The organism is Chryseobacterium sp. R2A-55 (assembly GCF_021401085.1).
In the GTDB taxonomy this organism is placed as follows: domain Bacteria; phylum Bacteroidota; class Bacteroidia; order Flavobacteriales; family Weeksellaceae; genus Kaistella.
The window spans coordinates 577,212-599,786 of record NZ_JACBFP010000001.1 but is presented as its reverse complement, the minus strand read 5'-3'; the positions used below and the strand labels follow the sequence as shown (position 1 = coordinate 599,786).

At 40.7% G+C, this 22,575-nt stretch carries 17 protein-coding genes, 1 tRNA gene and 2 pseudogenes; 17 read left to right on the top strand and 3 right to left on the bottom strand.

Annotated elements, in window-relative coordinates; genetic code table 11:
• Positions 1–162 precede the first annotated feature (162 nt).
• From L0951_RS02785 to L0951_RS02775, 3 genes are all read left to right on the top strand, one after another.
• Positions 163–1,812: a helix-turn-helix domain-containing protein gene (locus L0951_RS02785; protein WP_234109322.1), complete on the top strand. Its 1,650-nt coding sequence runs from the start codon at positions 163–165 to the stop codon at positions 1,810–1,812.
• Between the two features lie 22 nt (positions 1,813–1,834).
• Positions 1,835–2,683 carry an RteC domain-containing protein gene (locus L0951_RS02780; RefSeq protein WP_234109321.1) on the top strand — a complete coding sequence of 283 codons (849 nt, stop codon included), beginning with the start codon at positions 1,835–1,837 and terminating at the stop codon, positions 2,681–2,683.
• A 186-nt stretch (positions 2,684–2,869) separates the two neighbouring features.
• Positions 2,870–4,081, top strand: coding sequence for a glycosyltransferase family 4 protein (locus L0951_RS02775; protein ID WP_234109320.1), 1,212 nt, complete (start codon positions 2,870–2,872; stop codon positions 4,079–4,081).
• A gap of 110 nt (positions 4,082–4,191) precedes the next feature.
• Here the strand turns inward: L0951_RS02775 and L0951_RS02770 are convergent, their stop codons facing one another.
• Positions 4,192–4,836, bottom strand: coding sequence for a hypothetical protein (locus L0951_RS02770; RefSeq protein WP_234109319.1), 645 nt, complete (start codon positions 4,834–4,836; stop codon positions 4,192–4,194).
• 658 nt (positions 4,837–5,494) lie between these two features.
• Between L0951_RS02770 and L0951_RS02765 the strand changes: the two are divergent.
• From L0951_RS02765 to L0951_RS02750, 4 genes and pseudogenes are all read left to right on the top strand, one after another.
• Positions 5,495–6,025 (top strand): annotated as a pseudogene (locus L0951_RS02765) (REP-associated tyrosine transposase); the annotation flags it as partial.
• A 300-nt stretch (positions 6,026–6,325) separates the two neighbouring features.
• Complete coding sequence (locus tag L0951_RS02760) at positions 6,326–6,997, top strand: hypothetical protein (protein WP_234109318.1); 672 nt, start codon at positions 6,326–6,328, stop codon at positions 6,995–6,997.
• Positions 6,998–7,428: 431 nt separating this feature from the next.
• Positions 7,429–8,141 (top strand): annotated as a pseudogene (locus L0951_RS02755) (3-ketoacyl-ACP reductase).
• Between the two features lie 453 nt (positions 8,142–8,594).
• On the top strand, positions 8,595–9,263 hold the full coding sequence (locus tag L0951_RS02750) for a hypothetical protein (RefSeq protein ID WP_234109317.1): 669 nt from the start codon (positions 8,595–8,597) through the stop codon (positions 9,261–9,263).
• A 221-nt stretch (positions 9,264–9,484) separates the two neighbouring features.
• Here the strand turns inward: L0951_RS02750 and mgtE are convergent, their stop codons facing one another.
• Both mgtE and L0951_RS02740 read right to left on the bottom strand, forming a co-directional pair.
• Positions 9,485–10,804, bottom strand: a complete 1,320-nt coding sequence (gene mgtE / locus L0951_RS02745) for a magnesium transporter (RefSeq protein WP_234109316.1) — start codon at positions 10,802–10,804, stop codon at positions 9,485–9,487.
• Between the two features lie 86 nt (positions 10,805–10,890).
• Complete coding sequence (locus L0951_RS02740; RefSeq protein WP_234109315.1) at positions 10,891–11,466, bottom strand: pyruvate decarboxylase; 576 nt, start codon at positions 11,464–11,466, stop codon at positions 10,891–10,893.
• 253 nt (positions 11,467–11,719) lie between these two features.
• Here L0951_RS02740 and L0951_RS02735 point away from each other — a divergent pair, with 253 nt between their 5' ends.
• The 10 genes from L0951_RS02735 (at position 11,720) to L0951_RS02690 (ending at position 22,460) form a co-directional block, all read left to right on the top strand.
• Positions 11,720–12,490 carry a glycogen/starch synthase gene (locus tag L0951_RS02735; RefSeq protein ID WP_234109314.1) on the top strand — a complete coding sequence of 257 codons (771 nt, stop codon included), beginning with the start codon at positions 11,720–11,722 and terminating at the stop codon, positions 12,488–12,490.
• 16 nt (positions 12,491–12,506) lie between these two features.
• Positions 12,507–14,078 carry a DUF4270 family protein gene (locus L0951_RS02730; RefSeq protein WP_234109313.1) on the top strand — a complete coding sequence of 524 codons (1,572 nt, stop codon included), beginning with the start codon at positions 12,507–12,509 and terminating at the stop codon, positions 14,076–14,078.
• Between the two features lie 30 nt (positions 14,079–14,108).
• On the top strand, positions 14,109–15,962 hold the full coding sequence (gene glmS, locus L0951_RS02725) for a glutamine--fructose-6-phosphate transaminase (isomerizing) (RefSeq protein ID WP_234109312.1): 1,854 nt from the start codon (positions 14,109–14,111) through the stop codon (positions 15,960–15,962).
• A gap of 107 nt (positions 15,963–16,069) precedes the next feature.
• Positions 16,070–17,485, top strand: coding sequence for a gliding motility lipoprotein GldK (gene gldK, locus L0951_RS02720; protein ID WP_234109311.1), 1,416 nt, complete (start codon positions 16,070–16,072; stop codon positions 17,483–17,485).
• A gap of 50 nt (positions 17,486–17,535) precedes the next feature.
• Positions 17,536–18,222: a gliding motility protein GldL gene (gene gldL, locus L0951_RS02715; protein ID WP_234109310.1), complete on the top strand. Its 687-nt coding sequence runs from the start codon at positions 17,536–17,538 to the stop codon at positions 18,220–18,222.
• Positions 18,223–18,272: 50 nt separating this feature from the next.
• On the top strand, positions 18,273–19,832 hold the full coding sequence (gene gldM, locus L0951_RS02710) for a gliding motility protein GldM (RefSeq protein ID WP_234109309.1): 1,560 nt from the start codon (positions 18,273–18,275) through the stop codon (positions 19,830–19,832).
• Between the two features lie 250 nt (positions 19,833–20,082).
• The gene (gene gldN, locus L0951_RS02705) at positions 20,083–20,961 is read left to right on the top strand and encodes a gliding motility protein GldN (RefSeq protein ID WP_234109340.1); all 879 of its coding nucleotides are present in this window, start codon (positions 20,083–20,085) and stop codon (positions 20,959–20,961) included.
• Between the two features lie 56 nt (positions 20,962–21,017).
• Positions 21,018–22,046 (top strand): NAD(P)/FAD-dependent oxidoreductase, encoded by a 1,029-nt coding sequence (locus L0951_RS02700; RefSeq protein ID WP_234109339.1) that lies wholly within the window; start codon positions 21,018–21,020, stop codon positions 22,044–22,046.
• 48 nt (positions 22,047–22,094) lie between these two features.
• Positions 22,095–22,181 (top strand) — tRNA-Ser (locus tag L0951_RS02695).
• A gap of 30 nt (positions 22,182–22,211) precedes the next feature.
• Positions 22,212–22,460 carry a GIY-YIG nuclease family protein gene (locus tag L0951_RS02690; protein WP_234109308.1) on the top strand — a complete coding sequence of 83 codons (249 nt, stop codon included), beginning with the start codon at positions 22,212–22,214 and terminating at the stop codon, positions 22,458–22,460.
• The last annotated feature ends 115 nt before the right edge of the window (positions 22,461–22,575 follow it).

Below are 22,575 nucleotides of genomic sequence, written 5' to 3'. Positions count from 1 at the left end.
AAAAAAAGCAGTAATTCTAAAAAACTGCTTTGTAGCTCTGAATGCTAAAAACGAAATCCCCATAAGAGAACCAAAATACTGTCGAAAAGCTACCGGAGCTTCCGTTCAACGGGCTTTCATTGTTGGCTTTTCAAGCCCAACGAAAGCTTAGTTATTATGTGTATGAGATTGCTAATTGCTTTTTTGGTGTTTGGGTACGTACAAGGTCAAAGTTTTGAAGATCTTCGCACCCGATACGGCCATTTTGAGGAAAATGACGAGCGGGCCTTCGTTTATGTCAACGTTTCTATCCAGAAGGCAAAGGCGGAACGCAACTTTATCGAACTTACACAGGCATACAAAGACGCTGTAAGTTTCTCAAGACGGGAGAAGATTCGTTATGCCGACAGTTCGATTATTGCGGCATCCCAGGCTAAAAATCACGATCTATTAGCATCTGCCTATCTCACAAAGGGTACTGTTTATTATTTCCATTACAGAAAGTTCAAACCCGCGCTTGACGAGTACCTAAAGGCGTGGGCCTATTCCAAGACTTCACCAGATCAATATCTCTATCATAAAAACCTTTACCATATCGGGGTAGTTCGGAGTCATCTGGGTGAATATGAAGCAGCCGCCCCAATATTTGAAAAGTGCAATCGCTTTTTTTCCGGACAGATTGCAGATCCTAATCTGCCCAATATTCATTATAACAATCAAAAAGGTTATTTGAACAGTCTGCATCAATATTCGATCTGCCTGATCGCGCTGCAACGTTATGCAGAGGCGAAAGAAACCATAGGGACCGGTCTGCGATTGTCTTCGATGAGTTCTGATTACCTTGTGGAAAAAAGTTACTTTCTGAAGCAGTTGGGAATACTCAACTTTCTACAAAAAAAATATAATAATGCCATCACGGATTTTCACAATGCATTGCCCAGCATTTTGAAGAAAGAGGATTTCGCACAGGAGGCCGTGCTCAATTATTACCTGGGAATGAGTTATTGGATGTTGGGAAATAAGCATCTGGCCGTCAAATCCTTTCAAAAGAACGACTCCATTTTCCGGAGCCATACTTTTATTCTGCCACAGGTGCGCAAGGGCTATGAAATGCTGATTGATTATTACCGTGATCATAATAATGTCGACCAGCAATTGTATTACACGACCCAACTGTTGAAAGCGGATCGGATTCTGGTTTCTGATTTTCAGCTTTTGTCCACCAGGATCAGCAAAGAGTATGACACCTACGAATTGATCGCCTCCAAGGAAAAAATGGAGCGTAAAATAGCAAGGGATCAAGTTCTTCTGGCAACTGTAACTGTTAGTTTTCTCGGTGCTGCAATTTTAGTGTTCGGAAGCAAGAAAATAACTTTTCTTAGCAGGATGATGAGATTGGCTCATTCGATGAAAGGTGCTGAAGAGACGCATGAGAATTTGCATAAACCCACTAGGCTCGCCAGCGATAAAACGGAAAAACTTCTAATACGGCTTGAACGATTGGAAAATGAATGCTTTTTTTTGAAGAAGGGCTTAACGCTGAACCAGCTGGCGATAAAACTGAAAACGAATACGACTTATCTTTCAGGGGTCATCAATGAAAGGAAAGGGTGCAATTTTAATTCCTATATCAATGGTCTGCGTATTCGACATGTGACCAAAATGCTCACTGAAAACCGTGCCTGGCGCAAGTATTCCTTAGATACACTCGTCGCAGAGAGTGGCTTCAGCAACCGGTCTAAGTTTACACAGCTGTTTGTAGATCATAATGGCATGAATCCAATGGATTTTGTGGAGAGACATCCTCTTCAAGATACAGATTGTGCCAGTTAGCCAGTATTAGTAAAACCATCACATGAATAATGCCCTTTTTTTTGAGCAGGTACGGCATATGTATCGTGAGCTTCTGCACAATCTGGAATCAGTAGAGTCTGAGAGTCATCTGAATAAAATACAGCAATATGAAAAAAGCCTGATGGAAATCGACAACAAGCTGAGGAAGCTAAAAAGCGCTGTGGCGGGTCATCATTTTGGTTCGATTGCAGATGAGGTTCATTTTTTCAAGGAACATAAACCGGCATTTGTAGCACAGTATCTTTATTTTTCCAAAGTCCTCGATATAGAGGTGTCCAAGCCCGCCGCGGGGCAATATGTCTTAAAGGAATACTACGAGCTGGAAATGAAAAGTTTAAAGAATTTCAATAATCAGTATCAAGAATTTTATGATTATTACCGTCGTGGCGCCAGTTACCTGGATGAGAAATATTTCGTAAGAGGGCAATTTGACATCAAGATGAAACGGAACTTACTTCTTTATGATTGCGACGAAGGTTTTGCGACTGCCTTTGATCACCATATTGCAGTGATCCTCTGTAATGATCGTATAGAAAGCTATCTTTTGCGCTGCATTTATGAAATCGATGGATATATTAACGACCGACTGTCAAAGCAATCTCCATTCCAGTGGACTGGACCCAAAACGGCATTGGTCGAGTTAATCTATGCGATTTATCTTTCGCGCAGCATCAATGGCGGGAATATCGAACTGAGTGAGCTCATTCGGTTTACTGCAAAAACGCTGAATATAGAGTTGGGGAATTTCTACAAGATTCTCCACGAGATCAAAAGTAGGAAAACCGGTCACACGAAATTTCTGGATCAGCTGAAGGAAAATTTGGAGGCTCGTTTTGAGGAGGAGGGGTGAGTGGAGGGCCTATCAAGCGACAGATAGATTGGAATTCTGCAGCCAAGGTAATAAGGTTTGGGAAGCTTTTTATTACCCAGGATTGTAATCGCGCAGTATTGGAACTAGCGCTTTGGTCTTCCCGTTTCTTTCCTGCATCTTATTAACTGGATTTTGAGTGTATATTTGCATCTGTAAAAAAAATTTGTGAAAAAACTCGTCCGCATCACTACGGTGCCCATTTCCCTAGACAAGTTGCTCGGTGAACAGCTTCGCTTCATCAATCAGTATTACGAGATCACGGCGGTGTCTGCCGATGAGCTGGAGCTGAAAAGGGTGGCTGAAAAGTATGGGGTGAAAAATTTTCATGTGGAGATGACCCGGAAAATAACGCCGTTTAAGGATTTGGCAGCTATTTGGAAACTGTACCGATTTCTGAGAAGGGAGAAACCGGAAATGATCCATACCCACACCCCAAAAGCAGGTTTGGTGGGATTGACGGCAGGTTTTCTGGCTCAGGTTCCGGTGCGGATGCATACGGTGGCTGGGCTGCCCTTGCTGGAGACCACTGGCTATACGCGAAAGCTGCTGAACCTCGTGGAGTGGTTTACCTACCGACTTGCAACGAAGGTTTATCCCAATTCATTTGGGTTAAAAGACATCATCATCAAAGAAAAACTGGGCCATCCGAAAAAACTGAAGGTGATTGGCAATGGAAGTTCTAATGGAATCAACATCCACTATTTTGATGAAGTACAGATTTCACAAGCTGCAAAGCGGAGTCTTCAAAGCAAGCTCGGGATTTCAGAGCAGGATTTTGTTTTCATTTTCGTGGGCCGGCTGGTGAAGGATAAAGGCATCAACGAGCTGGTCAAAGCCTTCTGGGCTTTAGGACAAATTAAAACGACAGCTGCTGAAGGAGAAATGCAGAAAAAATGGACCACTTCACCTAAACTTTTGCTGGTGGGGCCTTTTGAGGAAGACCTCGATCCGCTTCTTCCGGAGACGATGGAAGAGATCAGATCTAATGCAAACATCATCTGCGTGGGGTTTCAGGAGGATGTCCGTCCCTATTTTGCAGTAAGCGATGCGCTGGTTTTCCCGAGCTACCGCGAAGGTTTCCCTAACGTGGTGTTGCAGGCCGGTGCGATGGATTTGCCTTCCATTGTGACGGACATTAACGGCTGTAACGAGATTATTGAAGGGGGCAAAAACGGAATCATTATTCCCGTGAAAGACTCCGCTGCGCTGCAGCAGGCCATGGAAAATATGGTATGCGATACCAACCTTTATCATACTATGAAAGAAAATGGAAGACCCATGATTGAAAGCCGTTACCGGCAGGAAGTGGTCTGGAAGGCGCTTCTGGAAGAGTATCGGGCGAGTGTCGCGGCGCTGTCCGCAAGTCGACAAGCCTAATAAAAGGGAGTCATTCCTCCGAAAAAATAAAGTGGAAAACTTTCCACTTTCTTGAACGGTGCTATTTTTTTAAATTACGATCTCAGCTCAGAATTCCTGGTCTTTTTTTTTCACTGACAGGGAACGCCTTCAGGAAATACCCGCCATACAGGAACAGTAGATCTGTAAATCCTTTTCCGGCCGGATATCCTGTTCGGCCGTACAGGTGTTTTTCCTGATCCGCTGCGCTGCGTCAAGCGCGGTTTTTTTTTACGCCGGAAGTCTCCGGTTTCGTAATTGATCTGTAAGATGATGAGGTGCAGTCCGGGTTTTGCTCCCCTGACTGTGAATTTTATTTCAGTATGATCTCTTATCGCATTTTCTAAGACAGGGCTTTTCCCATTGTCGGTATGAAAGTCAGCTCGCACTGATTCCTTTTCTTCAAGTTCAGCGGTTGTCGCTGCTGTGCTGCCGGATCCTGAGGATGCTCCATGAAATTCTTTGATCGCCGGATCATTTTTGCGTTGAGGCCGTGTAGGTGTTTTTAAAGTCTGGAATTCTTTTTCCATGGCGTTTACAAGATGGTTCATGGAATGGAGTGCATTGCTTATCTGTAAAGCCTCAATACCCGGAAGGAGTTTTTTGGGGAGTTCTTTTGATTTCGTCTTGTTTGTTTTTGCTTTTTCAGCGCGGATGAATTGTTGGCCGTTGACTGTGTAGTAAACGAGTCCGTTTATTGTTCCGGTAAAGTTGGTGAGGTTTGTGATTTTTGGCATTTTTTTGATTTTTAAGGGTTAGGTTGTTTAGGGTAAAAAAGTTGTTTAGTTAGTTGTTTATTTTTTTTTTCTTAGTTCTTTTGGCTTGAACCAAAAGAACCAAAAATTCAAGACTGGATGATTCTAATACTTTTTGTCTTGACACAAAAAGTAACAAAAAAGTCAAGACTGGATCTTTTTGCCTCATCCTTGTTATATTTTTATTGGAATCGGCGAACCTCCTTCGTCGGTTTGCTAAAAAATTTCAATTATTTCTAAGAAAATCCCCCAAACTCGGGTGGATCGGAAGATTATCGTGCTATTTTGGATTTGTTGCCACCACTCAAACAGGGGGGATTTTTATTAGTTATTAGTTGACGATTCATGATGGAAATAATTGAAATTTTTTTTTACGCAAAAATCTCCTAGGTCAGGGGTTTTGTTCAAGTTCTCGTAAGCTATCACTCAAACGGGGAGGATTTTTATTAGTTATTAGTTGACGATTCATGATGGAAATAATTGAAATTTTTTTTTACGCAAAAATCTCCTAGGTCGGGGGTTTTGTTCGCTTATGGTTCGATAGGTGACATGGGGTTTTGATTTGATGTAAAATGCAAGATATAGATCAAGACTGGATCTTTTTATGAGCAGAAATTAAAAATTTCTAAACCCTGAAGGTTTATATTTTATCAGTTTTGCTGTGGTGGGATGGCTTGATGTGTTTACACGGAATGAATATAAAGATTTATTTTTGGAAAGTGTGAGGTTTTGCCAGAAAGAAAAAGGTTTAGAAATTCATGCATGGTGCATCATGACGAGCCATATTCATTTGGTTTTTAGAAGTATAAAAGGACAAAAACCTGAATTGCTAATTGGTGATTTGAAAAGATTTACCAGTAGAGCTATTGTTAAAGCCATTGAAGAAAATCCGAGAGAAAGCAGGAAAGAGTTTCTATTGGATTTCTTTCGAAAAGAAGCAGCAAAAAGTTCAAACGTAACCCATTATCAGTTTTGGCGACATGATAATAAACCGATCGAACTGTGGAGCAACAAGGTAATTAAACAAAAAATAGATTACGTGCACCAAAACCCTGTGGAAGCTGGTTTGGTGTACAAAGCAGAAGAATATGTTTACAGCAGTGCAAGAGATGATGCTGATGAAAAAGGACTTTTAGATGATATTGAAGTATTTGGAATGTTTGATTTTTAATGTGACCACACGAAAGGATTCGTGCGGCAGCGGGGGATGATTAAGATGGATGGCGAATTCATCAGACAGTAAAAAATGAAGAAGTCTGTTTTCAAGACGCAGGCTTCTTTTTTTAATTACTTCCTGTTTTTAATATTTATGTCACATTTCGTCAATGCTGTTTTTATGAGATTATTATTAATTTAGCATTCATTTTAACTAAAATTTATTATTTAATTTTTAATTAATGATGTAAAATGTTGTAGCTTTACTTTATGAATTCGATGATGTAATCAATTAATAAAACTAAAAAACGCAACCATGAAAATTTTAAAAACCATGCTCAATCCGTTGAGACACGCCTTTCTGCTGTTTTTGATGATTCCCTTCAGCAACAGTTTTGCACAGAACCAAGAGATGAATATGTCGCTGGACAAAATTGTAGAAACTACATTTCATGTTAAAGATTTTAATGTCTGGAAACCACTTTTCATGAAGGATTCCTTATTACGCAAACAAAATGGAATTCAAAACATTGTAATTAGTTCACAGGTGGGGCAACCTCATAAAATGATGAATGTGGCTACTGTGAGCGATGTAGAAAAAGCCAGAGCATCCATGAAAGATCCTGCATTTCTGGAAAGAATTAAAATGAGAGGTGTCACTAATCCGAAGGCTGAATTTTATCAGGTAGTGCGGTTTAATCCCAATTCTAAAGAAACAAAATGGGTAGTTATGACCCATAAAGTTAAAGATTTTGATGCCTGGATTGTTGGGTTCGACAAAGGGAAACCAATGCGCGACAGCGCCGGATTAATCGATGTGGTTTTAGCAAGGAATATTGATGATCCTTCAATGGTACAGGTTGTCTGCGATATTACGGATATGGAGAAAGCGAAAGCCTTTATGAATTCTTTGGTATTGAAAGAAAGGATGAAAGAAGCCGGAGTCATCAGTAAACCCAGCATTGAATATTACGAATCAAGAGAGTAACCATGTAAGCTTTTTCATTTAAAAACATTCTGAATTTTTCAGAATGTTTTTTTTAGTTCCGGTGCTCTGATGTAAGATGGGTATTTGTGATTCTTGAAACTTCCGGCAATCTTCTTCAAGAGTGAATGAAAACCAATTGAAAAATGCCCGGCAAAGATGTGGGGCATTCATCCGTTCATCTCAGCGCTGCGTTAATGAACTTCTAAAAAATCATTGGTCAAAAATAGAAAACTTAAGCCGCATGACCTTACGGTTTCCCATAATCCGATCTTTTATTTCTTAAGTGTTTACGAACTCACAGAAATTAAATAATCGATGCATCGTAAATACTGCAGGTACTTATGCTTTTAAATCACATCAGGATTTATGTTGTAACAGCCGCTTTCAAAAAATGTATTTCGTAAATTTGTATCTTAATAAAAAGAACTGATATGAATTTAAAAGGAAAAAATGCCATCATTACAGGTGGAGGAAGAGGTCTGGGAAAAGCCGTGGCTTTAGCTTTAGCAAATGAAGGAGTCAATATTGGGATTACCGGAAGGAATGAGGGAAATTTAAGAAATACAGTTGAAGAAATTAAGAATCTGGGCGTTAAAGCTTCTTTGGCAGTGTTCAGTATTGATGACGAGTCTGCGGTGAAAACCGGCATTGAAGCTTTGGTAAAAGAGCTTGGCGGAGTAGATATCTTAATCAACAATGCGGGAATCGGAAACTTCGGAACTCTTGAGGAAATGCCTTCAGAAACCTGGGAGCAGGTGATTAAAACCAATCTTTTTGGGGTGTATTATGCATCCAAAGCTGTATATCCTTTCCTGAAAAAAAAGGGCAGGGCGATATCGTGAATGTAGCATCAACAGCAGGTTTAAAAGGCGGACCGAACATGTCGGCATACGCTGCGTCAAAAGCGGCCGTTGTTTCTTTATCGCAGTCGATGATGGCAGAATGGAGAAAACAGAACATCCGTGTGATTACGCTTACTCCAAGTACGATTGCTTCAGACATGTCCATTCAGGGTGGTCTTACCGATGGCAACCCGGACAAAGTACTGCAGCCAGAAGATTTTGCAGAATGGGTCAGGGACATCCTGAAAATGAACAGAAGAGCGCTGATCGCCAACGGTTCTATTTTCTCCACGAATCCGTAACCTTCTTTATTTCGGAATACGCTTCCGGAAAATAAGGGAATGCGTTGTAAGGATATGTTAACTGAATGAAAATTTACAGCTGTACTGTTGGGTTTTCATTTCAAAAAATTTATTTTCAATAAAAATATCAATCCTTATTTATAAAACTAGAACTTCCCGCCTTTTTTCACGTTTTAAACCTAAAAATTCCAAATACATTGGGTCTCAAATAATTTCTGTAGCATCAGAATGTTGCCTCTCATTTTTAGCCACCGCTAAAACACTTTCTTTATCATTACTCAATAAAAGCCTTTCGCGCAAATGTCAGTATTCATTTTTAAAACTCTGATCATCTAATAATCTTAAAGACTTAAAGAAAGAATATTTTAAAAAGTATAAAGACAATTGGTATTTAGATAAAAGTTGTAGGGACTGAAAATAGGGGATATTATACGTTACAGATTAAGAATAGCAATGAATAAATTATCATTAATAATATTAATTTTATTCTTCTCCTGCAAAGGGCAAAATGATAATAAGAAACTATCTGCTTATCATGAAAAATACTTTGCTTATTACGATAAAACACTTGCTGCAATCGAAGATAAGAATGCTGAAAACTTTAAAATAAACTATGATTCAGCAAAGATATATTTGGATAGCCTATTGATAAACAAACCTAATAATATTACTTTGTTAAGACAGAAATTAGCATTGTTGCAGATAGATAATGACTTAAAGGGCATGATAGACACTTATAATAAATTGATTAAAAATGACTCCTTGAATTTGGCACAAAAGCAGGATCTAAAATTTGGAAGATTTTTTTGCATGGCAGTAAAAGATTCAATTTTATATAAAAAGGAAATTTCAGAATATTATAAAGATCTGCAAAAAAAAGAACCGAAGATTAGTGTTTTGTTGAGCAATCTTGACCCATATAAGGATCAACCAGAAATATATAAAAGAATGGGCATAAGTTATTATTTTGAAGGTAAAGCGAAGACCTTAAAGGATTTTGAGCCTCTCAGTAATAAAATTCCATATAAATTTAAATATGTTATGATCAAAGAGAATCTCAAAGATCCTGTTGAGTTTCTAAAATCTTTAATGGGTTTCCCTGTTGAATATAACTGGAAATAAAATATTGAAAACCGCAAGGGAAGCCACACCCGCGGATGCGGTTTCTGCCGCCGGAAACTCGGGATGCTACAGAAAGCTCATGAGGGGCCTCAATGATGCGCTATTGGCAGGTAAAGCTTGCGAATTCTGGCAGAACTTCAAGCTGGACAACTGCATGATCACTATCCGATGCAAAAGAAATACACCGATGCGAAACAGCTGCAACATTTTCCCCATTAATTTTATAGCAATCTTCCGGTGAGGAAAAGTCCGGCAACGGTGAAATAGATGATCAAACCGGTAACATCTACCAGAGTAGCCACAAATGGCGCGGAGGAGGTGGCCGGATCGAGTTTCATTCTTTTTAAGATAAATGGGATCATGGATCCGGTTAAAGTTCCCCACAAAACAATCGCTACCAGGGAAACGCCCACACTCAAACCGATGAAAACCCAGTGGTCGCCATAATGGAAGAATCCCGCTTTTTGCCAGAGCATGATCCGGAAAAAACCGATCAATCCAAGAATTCCGCCAAGGCAAAGTCCGGAAATGATTTCTTTCCGCATCACATACCACCAGTCTTTCAGGGTGATTTCCTGAAGCGCCATAGCACGGATAATGAGGGTAGCTGCCTGGGAACCGGAATTTCCCCCGCTTGAAATAATTAACGGCACGAAAAGTGCCAGAACCACTGCTTTTTCAATTTCGTGCTCGAAATAACCCATCGCGGAAGCGGTGAGCATTTCAGAAATAAAAAGAATGATCAGCCAGGTTGCCCTTTTTCGGATCATCTCCGTCCAGGAAGTTTGGGTATAAGGTAAATCGAGAGCTTCCAAACCCCCGAACTTTTGGATGTCTTCGGTGTTTTGCTCTTCAATTTGGTCAATGATATCATCCACCGTTACAATGCCTACCAAAACCCCGTTTTCTGTAACGATCGGTAAAGCGGCGCGGTCATATTTCTCAAAATAGGGTACCGCATCTTCTTTGGAAGTAGTGGTGGTGATGGCCACAAAATGGTTGTCGGTAATCTCCGAGACCAGTGTGTCTTCTTCGGCCAGAAGCAGTGAACCGATTGCGATGTCGTCTATCAATCGGTTCCTTTCGTCCACCACATAAAGATGGTTCATGGTTTCCACCTTTTTCCCTACCCGTTTTATCTGTTCGAAACATCTTTTTACCGTCCATTCTTTACGGATCTGGATGTAATAAGGCGTCATCAGACGGGCGATGGAATCTTCGCGGTATCCCAGGAGTTTCAGTGCGATCCTTCTTTCCTGTGGATTTAGGTGGTTGATGGAATATTTGATGAGTTCATCGGGGAAATCTTCGAACAGTGCAGTTCGGTCGTCAGGCGTCATTGCGTTCAGGATTTCTGAAACCTCTTCACTGCCTATGCTTCGAATGGTTTCTTCCTGGAAATCCGGATCCAGATGCGAAAAAACTTCAGCTTTGTATTGTTTCGGGACTTTCAGGAATGCCAACAGCCTTTCATCAGCGTGAAGTTCGCTGAGGGTTTCGGCAATATCGGCTGGATTAAAGATGAGTTCCTGGTTATCCACAATTCCATTTTTTTCAGAATGGCAAAATTAAGTCAAAAACTTAGATTTTCCGAATAAATCGGTGTAAGATTGAATGTAAAGTTTCGTTAATTTTCAACAGGAGTTTGCCAGTCTTTTCTGGCGGTTCGCAAGTTTTTGCCAAGTTTCTTCATCGCTCCCACGGTACCTATTTTTATGGAGTTTTCGGCTGAACCAAGCAGTCTTGCGTTCTTTTTGTAGGTATCGTAATCGGTTTCGGTAATGAAATTGCCGTCGGCATCGTAAATCTTGAGGCTCACCACGACCTGGTTGGAAAAAATGTATGTTCCCAATCCGACTTTGAAATATTTCACTTTTGGAATGACTGCAAACTGCGCATTATTGTTTTCGCAAAACTCTTTGATCAGCTTCGAATCTGCAGAGTCAAATGGCAGGTTTGAATCCACACGCAGCATCCTGTAATTGCGGAAACGGGACAGTCTGTCTGAAACGGCGGAATAGAAAGCGGAGTAGGTGGGATCCTTGATTTCCTCTATTTCCGGGAAAATCTCTGGGTTGAAATAAAGAATTTTCTGGATTTTAGGGTCACCGGAGGATGCCGCGGATTGGGTTTTCCCCGGTACGCAGCTTTTCAGGGCAAATAGAGCAACTAATGAAAAGGCCAGAAAATAGATTTTTTTCATTGTAAATGTTGATGCAAAATTAAAGCCAATTAACGAATTCACAAAGAAAATTTTAAGAAATCTTTAACAATTCCTGACGATGGTGCGTTCCGGGTTGGCAAAACTGACTTTTTGCTCCCGGTCTATGGTACAAAATAGGGTTGTTCATCCCATTTGCTGTTTATTAAAAAATGTTAATTAAGGGAAATTAGGATAAAATTTTGTAATTTTGCAAAGCAGTATATACTGTGTATTAATCAAGAAGAAAGTATTTATGCCGAACCAAAAGATTTTATATGTCACCACCGAAATGTTTCCGTATCAGGAAGACAGCAATATGGCGACAATGGTCAGTAAGATGGCACTAAGAATGCATCAGGAGGGAAATGACGTGCGGGTTTTTATGCCGAGATTTGGTCAAATAAGTGAAAGGAAGTTTCAGCTGCACGAAGTAATTCGGCTCTCTGGGATGAACATTATCATTAATGATCTGGATCAGCCCTTAATCATAAAAGTGGCCTCCCTTCCCGGCGAGCGGCTTCAGGTATATTTCATTGATAATGAGGAGTATTTCAAAAGGAAACAATACTATGTTGATGAACAGGGAGTTCCTTTTGATGACAATAATGAGCGTGCTATTTTCTTTGCAAGAGGAGTGATAGAGACCATTAAAAAGCTCAACTGGGTTCCGGATGTGATTCACCTCAATGGCTGGATGGCCTCCTTTATACCGATTTACCTCAAGACTTTTTATAAGACCGATTCCTACTTTAATGATTCGAAAATAGTGCTTTCTGTATATAATGAGCAGGATGAGCTTTTACCGGAAACTACAGAGCAGATCATGAAGTTCGACAATATTACTGCACTTAAGGCGTTTAAGAAACCAAGTTTCCAGAATTTCGTGATAGAAAGCATGGATCTGGTAGATTTGGTGCTTAAAGGCGACGAATTCCTCCAGGAGGATCTGGACAAAGCCTTCGAGAAAACCAAAACAAAGAAATCTGAGTATTTAGACGCGGATACTATTGACCAATTATACTAAAATCAACCTCACTTTAATGATAAGAAATCTTAAGAATTTATTCAATATTACTGCAAGTCTGGTAATAGGGAGTTTAATTTTGTGGAATTGTGAACCGGATGCAGACAAACTGGGTTCGCAATTTTTTCAGAATGGTGCAGAAGGAACCCAGTCTTCCTATTCCGTAATCGCATACACCATTAATCACAACGATACCATCAGGACAGATGCCATCAGATTGCAGCGTGCTTCCATTGGTGCTTTTACTGAGCCGCAGTTTGGCCTGCAGAAAGCCGCTTTTGTAACTCAGGCACGCTTATCGCGCTATGCGCCTGATTTCGGGACAAATCCGGTGCTGGATTCGGCAGTGTTGGTCATCAAACCGGATTTTGCTTCGGACTCGGTTACTACCAGCAGCAAAGAAGACTATATTTATCCGGACGGTGCGGTGCCCGCAAAGCTGGAGCAGAATACTTATCCGGTCACCAAATATGGAAAAACCAAAATTAACGGCAAGACCATATTTCATGTCAAGGTTCACCGGGTTACGGATTATCTGGGAGGGAATACTGACAAAGTCTTCTCCAACAGAATTGCCGGAACCGGTACACTTTTGGGATCCACGGTCTTCAATGGTGATATCTCCTCGGTGAAAATTACCAAGGATTCAGACAAAAGTACGATCTTCGAACGGGGAGCAGGAATTGCGGTGAAATTAGACAGTACCTTTTTTCAAGACAATATCATCAAAAAAGGAAATGCTCCGGAACTTGCAGACGCAGCCTCTTTCATCAGGTATTTCCGGGGAATTAAAATTTCTGTTGAGGAGCAAGATGGTTATATTTTCAAAATTGATCCCAATGCACTGGAACTGACCCTCTACTATAAGAAAGATAAGGCAGGCACTGAAACTCCTCCGGTTCGTGAGAGCGATACTTTCACTTTTGATTTGGGAACAAGCAATGCCCATTTCAGTGAAATCATCAATAACAAAGTGGGAAGCGCCCTGGAAACTTATCCCGTTTTAGATACCATTGTGGGGGCACCCCGCGTTTATGCGCAAGGTATGGGCGGACCGGGAATCGGATTAAAGATTCCGCTGGAAACCATCGCAGGCATTAAAGAGCTGTACAAGAATGAAAAAATTGGAATTATTTCCGCAAAAATAAGGATTTACACTGATCCGTCTGTTTGGAATAACAAGTTCCAGAAACCTGATTATTTTAATGTCAATCTAAGAAAGATCAATGCTGATCATACTTTCACAGATTTACTGACGTTTTTGGAAGACATGAATTTATTGGCCTATAGCCAGAATTACAGTCTTGTGAAAGGAAATAATCTGGATCAGGAACAGGCTTTCTATGATATCGGTATTACCCAGACCTTGAAAAATATCATTGAAAAAGAAGAAAAATCAAGACATTTTGCATTAAATGTAGGAAACTATACCTTGGATGCTAATGGTCAGTTGATTGGATGGCAATACAAGGATTATGCACAGTACTTTAATACCAGATCGTATACCCCGTACCGTGCAGTATTCATAGGAACGGACGCCCAGAATCCGAAAGGGGTGCAACTGTTGGTTAGCTATGGCAAGAAATAAATAAATTAACTTTTCTATTATAAAAAAGATATGTGTGGAATTGTAGGATACACAGGTTTTCAGGATGCTTATGAAATAGTCATCAACGGACTTCGCAGATTGGAATACAGAGGATATGACAGTGCGGGAATCGTGCTGGAAAATAAGGATAAGAAATTCGAAGTCGTCAAAACGAAAGGAAAAGTTGATGATTTGGTGGAGATCTCCAAGAAACTCGAAGGTACTGCGACCGTGGGAATGGGGCATACCAGATGGGCAACCCATGGAGTCCCAAGTGATCGGAACTCACACCCGCATGTTTCAAACAATGGAAAAATTGCGCTTGTTCACAATGGAATTATCGAGAATTACGATACCATTAAGACAATGCTGATTGAAAAAGGGTTCACTTTTCATTCAGAAACAGATACCGAAGTTCTGGTGAATTTGATCCAGTATTTTATGGATACCGATTCGGGTCTGGACTTTCCCACCGCTATCAGGCTTGCGCTCAATGAGGTTTATGGTGCTTATGCCATCACGGTGATGCACGAAGATTACCCAGGAGTTCTGGTGGTGGCCAGATTGGGTTCACCTCTTGCAATCGGTCTGGGAAATCAGGAGTATTTTATCGCTTCGGATGCTTCGCCATTCGTGGAATTTACCAAGGAGGCGGTCTATCTGGAAGAAGGTCATATGGCGACGATCTCTCTGGAACATGGGATCGATATCCGTACCATTAAAGGAAATGAGAAAATTACCCCGCAAATTCAGGAGTTAAAACTCAGCCTTGAGCAAATTGAAAAAGGAGGTTACGAACATTTCATGCTCAAAGAGATCTTCGAACAGCCCAAATCTATTCATGACACTTTGCGGGGAAGACTACTGGTCAATGAAGGCATCATCAAAATGGCCGGAATCTGGGATCACCTCGAAAGAATCAACCAGGCTAAGAAAATCACTATTATTGCCTGCGGAACTTCCTGGCATGCAGGATTGATCGGGGAGTACCTGATTGAAGAATTTGCCAGAATCCCTGTGGAAGTGGAATATGCCTCTGAGTTCAGATACCGAAACCCAATCATCACCGACAAAGATATTGTAATTGCAATTTCACAATCCGGTGAAACCGCAGATACCATGGCCGCGATAAAGATGGCCAAAGAAAAAGGTGCGTTTATTTACGGGATTTGCAACGTGGTGGATTCTTCGATTGCAAGAATTACTGATGCAGGATCCTATACCCATGCCGGTCCTGAAATCGGGGTCGCATCTACCAAAGCGTTTACTTCGCAGCTTACTATTCTTTCATTAATTGCACTGAAGTTAGGCAAGCACAACGGAAACCTGAGCAACCAGGAATTTATGAGGTTGATTACTGAACTCGATGCCCTCCCGAAAAAGGTGGAAGAAGTGTTGGAAAGTACCCACGAAATAGCGAAGAAAATTGCAAAACATTTTGTGGATGCACAGAATTTCCTTTATTTGGGCAGAGGATATAATTTCCCGGCGGCATTGGAAGGTGCACTGAAACTCAAAGAAATTTCATACATCCACGCCGAAGGTTATCCTGCGGCAGAAATGAAACACGGACCCATTGCACTGATTGACGAAAATATGCCCATTGTGATCATTGCGCCCAGACAGGGACATTATGACAAGATTGTAAGCAACGTGCAGGAAATCAAGGCAAGAAAAGGAAAAATCATTGCGGTAGTGAACAGTGGCGATACCCAGGTAGCGTCTATGGCTGATTTCGTGATTGAATTCCCTGAAACATCGGAATGTTTTTCACCCATTCTGGCTTCAGTGCCTTTGCAACTGCTCGCATACTATGTGGCAGTGTATCGTGGAGCGAACGTTGACCAGCCCAGAAACCTCGCAAAATCGGTGACTGTAGAATAAAAAGTGAATCAGAATAAAATAATCTAAACTTTTTTGCGTTTTCCAAAAAAAATCGCAATTGTTTTTTTAAAAAATTATATATTTACCGCTTAATTTTTAAATGTAGCATGAAAAGAATATTTCTTGTAGTATTATCAGCGTCTTTTATTATTTCGTGTTCGAAGCGTGGATCTACTTCGGCAGGAAAACCCGGGATAAAGGGGGAGTTGGTTCCCAGGACCAAGGCCAAATCCTTCACTTCGGAAAGACCATATGGTATGGTTGCAATTCCAGCCGGATCATATGTAATGGGTATGGCTGATCAGGACTTCACCAATAATCCGGAAAAGGCAAATCTGAAGACCGTTACCGTTTCTTCATTCTTTATAGATGAGACAGAGATCACCAATGCTGAATATCGCGTTTTTATTAATTATGTCCGTGATTCCATTGCCCGTTCGCTTTTGGCTGAAGCTGCAGGAGAGGGAGGTTCTACAGGAAATGGAACTTCAATCGGAGATTTCGCATATGCGTCTAAAAAAGCGGGCGATCAGAAAAATGCCTACCAGGAATTCATGGAATCGCAGGGTGGAAGAGATGGATACGATGCTTCCAAGAAACTGGACTGGTCGGTGCCATTGCGTTGGAAAACCTCTGATTATCCAGATGTTCAGTACGCTGAAGTTCTGGAATCAATGTATCTTCCGGCCAATGAAAGGATCAACAATGAAAGGATTTTGGACACCAGAAAGCTGCTGTATGCATACCAGTGGGAGAATATTGAGTCTGCGGTAAAGGACAAATCAAGAGGTTCCAAGTATTTGAAAAAAGAAAGTATTGCGGTTTATCCAGATACCACAGTTTGGATCAAAGATTTTAATTACGCATACAACGAGCCGCTTTATGACGGCTATTTCTGGCACAGCGCCTACAAAAATTATCCAATTGTCGGGGTAACCTGGGATCAGGCGAGAGCATACTGTAATTTTAAATCTAAACTGAAGTCAGACTACAACGAATCCCTTAAAAAGAAAAAACAAAAAGCAATGGCTTTCCGTTTGCCGACCGAAGCAGAATGGGAATATGCAGCAAGAGGAGGAAAAGCCAACGCCACTTATCCATGGGGTGGACCTTATTTGCAGGATGACAGAGGTTGCTATCTGGCAAATTTCAAACCAAAAAGAGGTAACTATATTGAGGACGAGAAAAAAGGGACCTATACTTATACAGCTCCCGTAAAACAGTTCCCGAAAAACGGTTTCGGACTTTATGATATGGCAGGGAACGCAGCAGAATGGACAGAATCGCCTTATAATAATTCTACTTATCAGTTTGCATCAACCCTGAATCCTTACCTTTCCAACCAGGCATACCGGGAACCGAGAAAAACAGTTCGCGGAGGATCCTGGAAGGACGTAGGTTATTTGTTGATGACCGGAGCCAGGGATTATGAATACAAAGATTCTGCAAGAAGCTACATTGGGTTCAGAACCGTGCAGGATATACCGGAAAACACAGCCAAATACAGAAAGAGAACAAAATAATATTAGAAAAAAACAACAACAAAAATTAACTATTAAAAAATTCAACGAACATGTTTAAGACAAAAGAAGCAATCTACAATTTCGTGTACTCAATCGGTGCGGCTATCGTAATTATCGGTGCATTATTCAAAATGACTCACTGGCATTTAGGACCATTATCCGGAAACGTAATGCTTGCAGCAGGTTTGATCACAGAGGCTATCATCTTTACTATTTTCGCATTTGACGCCCCGAAATCTGAGGAGTCTTATGCCTGGGAAAACGTTTATCCGGAACTTTTGGATAAAGATGCAAAACCAAATCCAAAACATTCTACTTTAGGATTCCAGTCCGCAGAAGTGAAAGAACTGGAAGTTTCTCTTTCAGATAAACTGGATAAAATGCTTGCTGAAGCTAAATTGGATGTGAACCTTTTCGAAAGATTAAGAACCGGAATTGATAAATTTTCAAGCTCCGTGGATCAGATTAATCAGACCGTAGATATTTCTGCATCTACTAACAAATATACCGACCAGCTTGAACTTGCAGCAAGTCACCTTGAAAGCATGAATGCACTCTATGCACTGCAACTGGAACACGGGAAAACCCAAAATGAATACAGCAAAAAGTATGTGGAAGACATCCAAAAATCTATTTCGCATTCACAGCAATTCAACGAAGAACTTACAGGATTAACTTCTAACCTCAATAATCTTAACAGAGTGTATGGCGGAATGCTTAGCGCAATGAAATCATAGTTTTCTAACCATTTTATTTAATTATTATTAACAAAATTTACTAAAAAGAAATGGCACAAGGAAAACAGACCCCTCGTCAGAAGATGATCAACCTGATGTATTTGGTCTTCATCGCAATGCTTGCGATGCAGATTGACCAGGAAATCATCCGTTCATACAGAGATACCACGGGTTCACTTGAGGAAACCAGGACGCTTACTCAAACGAACAACGATATTTTTGAAAGAACTTTAAAAGAAAAACAGAAATTAACACCAGAAACCTTCACCAAACCCTTACAGGATTATGAAGGACTAAAAGTAAAAGCCGACGATTTAGTGAGCTTCATCGATGGGATTAAAGTGAAACTGAGTAAAGAATCCGAATACGATAGTAATCTGGATATTTCGGAAAGCTTTCCATCATTGAATAACACGGAACCTTCCACTCAGAATTTCTTTGCTGAAGGTGATGAAACAAAGCCTTCAAAAACTGCTGCAGATTTAAAAGCCAAAATTGAAGCTTTCAAAACATACATCAATCAGACTTTTGGGGGCAATAAGCAGATGAAAGAGGTTGTGGACAGAACCAACAAGCAGATGATTACTGAATTTGCCAAAAAGAAAGACGGAAAAAATTGGCTTCAGTACAAATTTTACAATCAGCCTTTAATCGCAGCGCTATCTAACCTTGAAGTTATTCAGTCCTCAGCGAGAGGTATTCAGGGAGATGCATTATCCAGAATGCTTCAGGAAAAAATTGATGCAAATATCAAATTTGATGCCTATGAAGCGATTGTTTCTGCTCCAGCTACCGTGATCCAGGGCGAACCTGCTCAGGCAAAGGTGGCAATCGGAAACTATTCCAGCTCGGTTCCCGGACTTTCTATGCCTGGATTGACCATTCAGAACGGACAAGGCGTAACCAACCTGAACACCAGTGCCGTAGGGGATCATAAATTTTCCGGTAAAATTTCATTTACAGATGTAAATGGAAAAGTGATAGAACTCCCTTATGACCACACTTACAAAGTAATTGCAGGAGCTCTGGAATTGAAAGCTCAGAAGGGAGCAATCCTTACTGCAGACAAGATGAACGTACTCTATAGAGGATTACCTAACCCAGTCTCCGGATCAATTCTTGGAGCCGACATGTCCGGAATCTCACTTTCAGCTGCCGGAGCTTCGGTAAGCGGAAGCGGAGGAAAATGGACGGTAACTCCTGGAAGTGGAAATACCGTGAAGTTAACGATTTCCGGTAAGGATCCAAAAGGAGCAGTTATTTCTCAGGCATTTGAGTTCAGAATTAAGAACGTTCCACCACCGGTTGGACAAATCCAGGGGCAAAGTGTGGTTTCAATGCCGGCAAGTTCCATTCCGAACCAGCACGTTTCTGTAGCGATGCCAGATTTCGATTTCCCGGTAAGCTTCACCGTAAACAGCTTTATGTTTAAAGTACAAGGTAAGGCGGGAATGATGATCACCGGAAATTCAATGAGCAATACCGCCGCATTAACCAAAAATCTTAGAAATGGCGACATCGCGTATATTTATAATATTCAGGCAACGGCTACCGGACTCGGCGGACAGACCTTGAAGCAAATTCCACCGGTTGTAATAAATGTACAATAATTTCGTTATTGATTTTAAAATACCATTAGTATAATCATTCAAAATGAAAAAACTCATATTAGTAATTCTTGCGTTAGGATTTGTTTCTGCAGGGGCACAAACGAAGAAGAAACCCGTCAAGAAGAAAGCTAAAGCAAAAACCACCAAAGTAGCATCCAAACCGGTGCAGGAAACTGCTCCGGTAGTGGATACTTCGGTTACAGATACTTCTGCAGGAGCTGTGGTGTATGATGATACACCGATTAATTCAATGTCTATCCTTAACGCGAAATCTCCGGAATCTTTCAGGAAATATCGGGACATGGGAATGATCAAAAGAGGAGATTCCATGGTTTCCACCAAGGTAACTCCATTGAAGTATGGCTTTATCGAAGATCATGATATCCTGAAAAGTATGGTGGTTTGGGAAATTATTGATATGAATGATAAAATCAACCAACCTTATTATCATAATGAGGATGGAATAGTTTCCCAAAACAAATCACTTTATCAGGTTCTTTTTGATGCCATTAATTCTGGAAAGATCAAAGAGGTTTACGATGATGAACTTTTCACCACCCGTCTTTCTCCGGAAGCGATCCAATCCAGAATCAAGAACGTGGTGATGAGCAACGCGGGAATCGACAGGCTGAATGAGACCGGGAAATTGACTGAAGAAGAGAAGAAGGAGTTTACCAACGTGTACGAAACCAAAACTGAAAATGTGAAGGTTTTGAAAATCAAAGGCATGTGGTATATCGACAAGAGAGACAGCCAAATGAAGTACCGTTTGCTTGGAATTGCTGCGATGGGTCAGGATCCTTCCACAATGGGACAATTCGGACCAGATGGACAGCCACTTGCTTCGAAAGACGAGCTGATCGATTTATTCTGGGTGTATTATCCTGATGCTAGAGAAGTTTTGGCAAATTCGATTGCCTTCAATAGCAAAAACCTGTCATCTGATATTTCCTTCGATGATTTGCTTAATGCAAGAAGATTTTCTACCGTAATCTACAAAACTGACAACGGATTAGGAAATGGAGTCATTAAGGACTATATTCCAAAAGATGCTGATGAACAACTTGAAGAAAGTGAAAGAATCAAAGCTCAGATTCTTCAAATGGAAAATGATATGTGGAATTACTAATAATATTTCATGTTAGATACAGAAAACCTGAGTAAATTTGCTCAGGTTTTTTCATGATGGAAAATGTAGAGTATATTATTGTTGGTGATGGCTATGCAGCGCTGTTTTTCGCACACCGGCTTCAGAAAAATCATAAGCGCTTCAGAATCTTTTCAGAAGGAAAGAGAAGTGCGTCGCAGGTTTCGGCAGGAATCATCAATCCTGTTGTGTTGAAGAAATTCACCACTTTTTGGAAAGCGCAGGAACAGATCGGTTACCTCAGAAAGACTCTTTCTGAAATTGAAAGTTATACGGGTGTCAATTATCTCATCAACGAAAATATCCACCGGATTTTTCATGATGAAAAAGAATGTAATCTTTGGTTGAACAAATCTGAAAATGATGATTTAAAAGCATTTCTTTCACCAGAGTTTGAATTGGTAGATGGAGTTAAAAATCCTTTTCAAACCGGCGTGGTGCTACAATCCGGAAGATTGAATGTAAAGGGTTTCTTTCATGATTTGTTGAATTATTTTGAAAAAGAAGGAAATTTGATCCGGGAAAAATTTGATTATGCGCAGTTGGAAGGGGAAACCTACAAAGAATATGCTTTCAAATACATCGTCTTTTGCGAAGGCATGGGTGTACTGGAAAATCCATTTTTCTCCTTTATTCCTGTTCAGCCCAATAAAGGACATCACCTGACCGTCAGATTATCGGAGCCTCTTTCCGGAAAATATACCTTAAAGAAAAAGCATTTCCTGTTTCCGTTGGAAGATGGAAGCTATTATTACGGCGGAACTTACGACCGCGAACAAATGCACCTCAAGGTAGACCCTTCTGCCAGGGAACAGTTAATCAATGGTCTTGCAGAATTTTACCCACATGATTTTGAAATCGAGCATATCGAATTTGGTTTTCGTCCCACCGTTAAAGACCGCCGTCCGATCCTAGGAAGCCATCCGGATTTTCCTAATTATTATGTTTTTAATGGTTTGGGAGCGCGTGGAATCCTAAATGGTTGTTTTTTTTCCCAAGAACTTTTCGAAAAAATAGAAAACGGTAAGGCACTACATCCCGAAGTGGATCTAAAAAGATTTCTTTAACACTTTTTGAAATTCGGAATTTTTAGACTATTTTTGCAGTCTTCAATTAGAGAGGTGTCCGAGTGGTTGAAGGAGCCAGCCTGGAAAGTTGGTATACGGGTAACTGTATCGAGGGTTCGAATCCCTTCCTCTCTGCAATGCTGACCAAACCGTCAGCATTTTTTTATGTACTGTATCTACATTTTATATTCCGAAAAGTTTGACCGTTATTATATCGGTCAGACTCAGGATGTGGTTTCGAGACTTGCACGCCATAATGCGCGTCTGGAAAAATCCACCAGTCCTTATGTTCCGTGGCGTCTTTTGGGTTTTGTTGAAAAAGGAACTCGGGGCGAAGCGATGGTTTTAGAGCGGAAGTTGAAGAAGAGGACCATTATGCTGTTGAAAAGCCGCCGGAGCTGTAGTTTATCCTGAGGTACTTGCAAGGTTCAATGGGCTTTACCTCTTCTTTTTTACTTTTTCTATGGAATCGGTGATGAGTGATTCATTTGCCTCCCGCGAACCTTTGATCTAGTGTCCTTGGGACAAG

Coding starts and splice junctions, on each gene's coding strand:
- L0951_RS02730 (WP_234109313.1), top strand. CDS start 12,507: ATGATAAGAAATCTTAAGAATTTATTCAATATTACTGCAAGTCTGGTA.
- L0951_RS02700 (WP_234109339.1), top strand. CDS start 21,018: ATGGAAAATGTAGAGTATATTATTGTTGGTGATGGCTATGCAGCGCTG.
- L0951_RS02780 (WP_234109321.1), top strand. CDS start 1,835: ATGAATAATGCCCTTTTTTTTGAGCAGGTACGGCATATGTATCGTGAG.
- L0951_RS02750 (WP_234109317.1), top strand. CDS start 8,595: ATGAATAAATTATCATTAATAATATTAATTTTATTCTTCTCCTGCAAA.
- gldL (WP_234109310.1), top strand. CDS start 17,536: ATGTTTAAGACAAAAGAAGCAATCTACAATTTCGTGTACTCAATCGGT.
- gldK (WP_234109311.1), top strand. CDS start 16,070: ATGAAAAGAATATTTCTTGTAGTATTATCAGCGTCTTTTATTATTTCG.
- glmS (WP_234109312.1), top strand. CDS start 14,109: ATGTGTGGAATTGTAGGATACACAGGTTTTCAGGATGCTTATGAAATA.
- L0951_RS02760 (WP_234109318.1), top strand. CDS start 6,326: ATGAAAATTTTAAAAACCATGCTCAATCCGTTGAGACACGCCTTTCTG.
- L0951_RS02735 (WP_234109314.1), top strand. CDS start 11,720: ATGCCGAACCAAAAGATTTTATATGTCACCACCGAAATGTTTCCGTAT.
- L0951_RS02740 (WP_234109315.1), bottom strand. CDS start 11,466: ATGAAAAAAATCTATTTTCTGGCCTTTTCATTAGTTGCTCTATTTGCC.
- L0951_RS02785 (WP_234109322.1), top strand. CDS start 163: ATGAGATTGCTAATTGCTTTTTTGGTGTTTGGGTACGTACAAGGTCAA.
- gldM (WP_234109309.1), top strand. CDS start 18,273: ATGGCACAAGGAAAACAGACCCCTCGTCAGAAGATGATCAACCTGATG.
- L0951_RS02770 (WP_234109319.1), bottom strand. CDS start 4,836: ATGCCAAAAATCACAAACCTCACCAACTTTACCGGAACAATAAACGGA.
- gldN (WP_234109340.1), top strand. CDS start 20,083: ATGTCTATCCTTAACGCGAAATCTCCGGAATCTTTCAGGAAATATCGG.
- L0951_RS02690 (WP_234109308.1), top strand. CDS start 22,212: ATGTACTGTATCTACATTTTATATTCCGAAAAGTTTGACCGTTATTAT.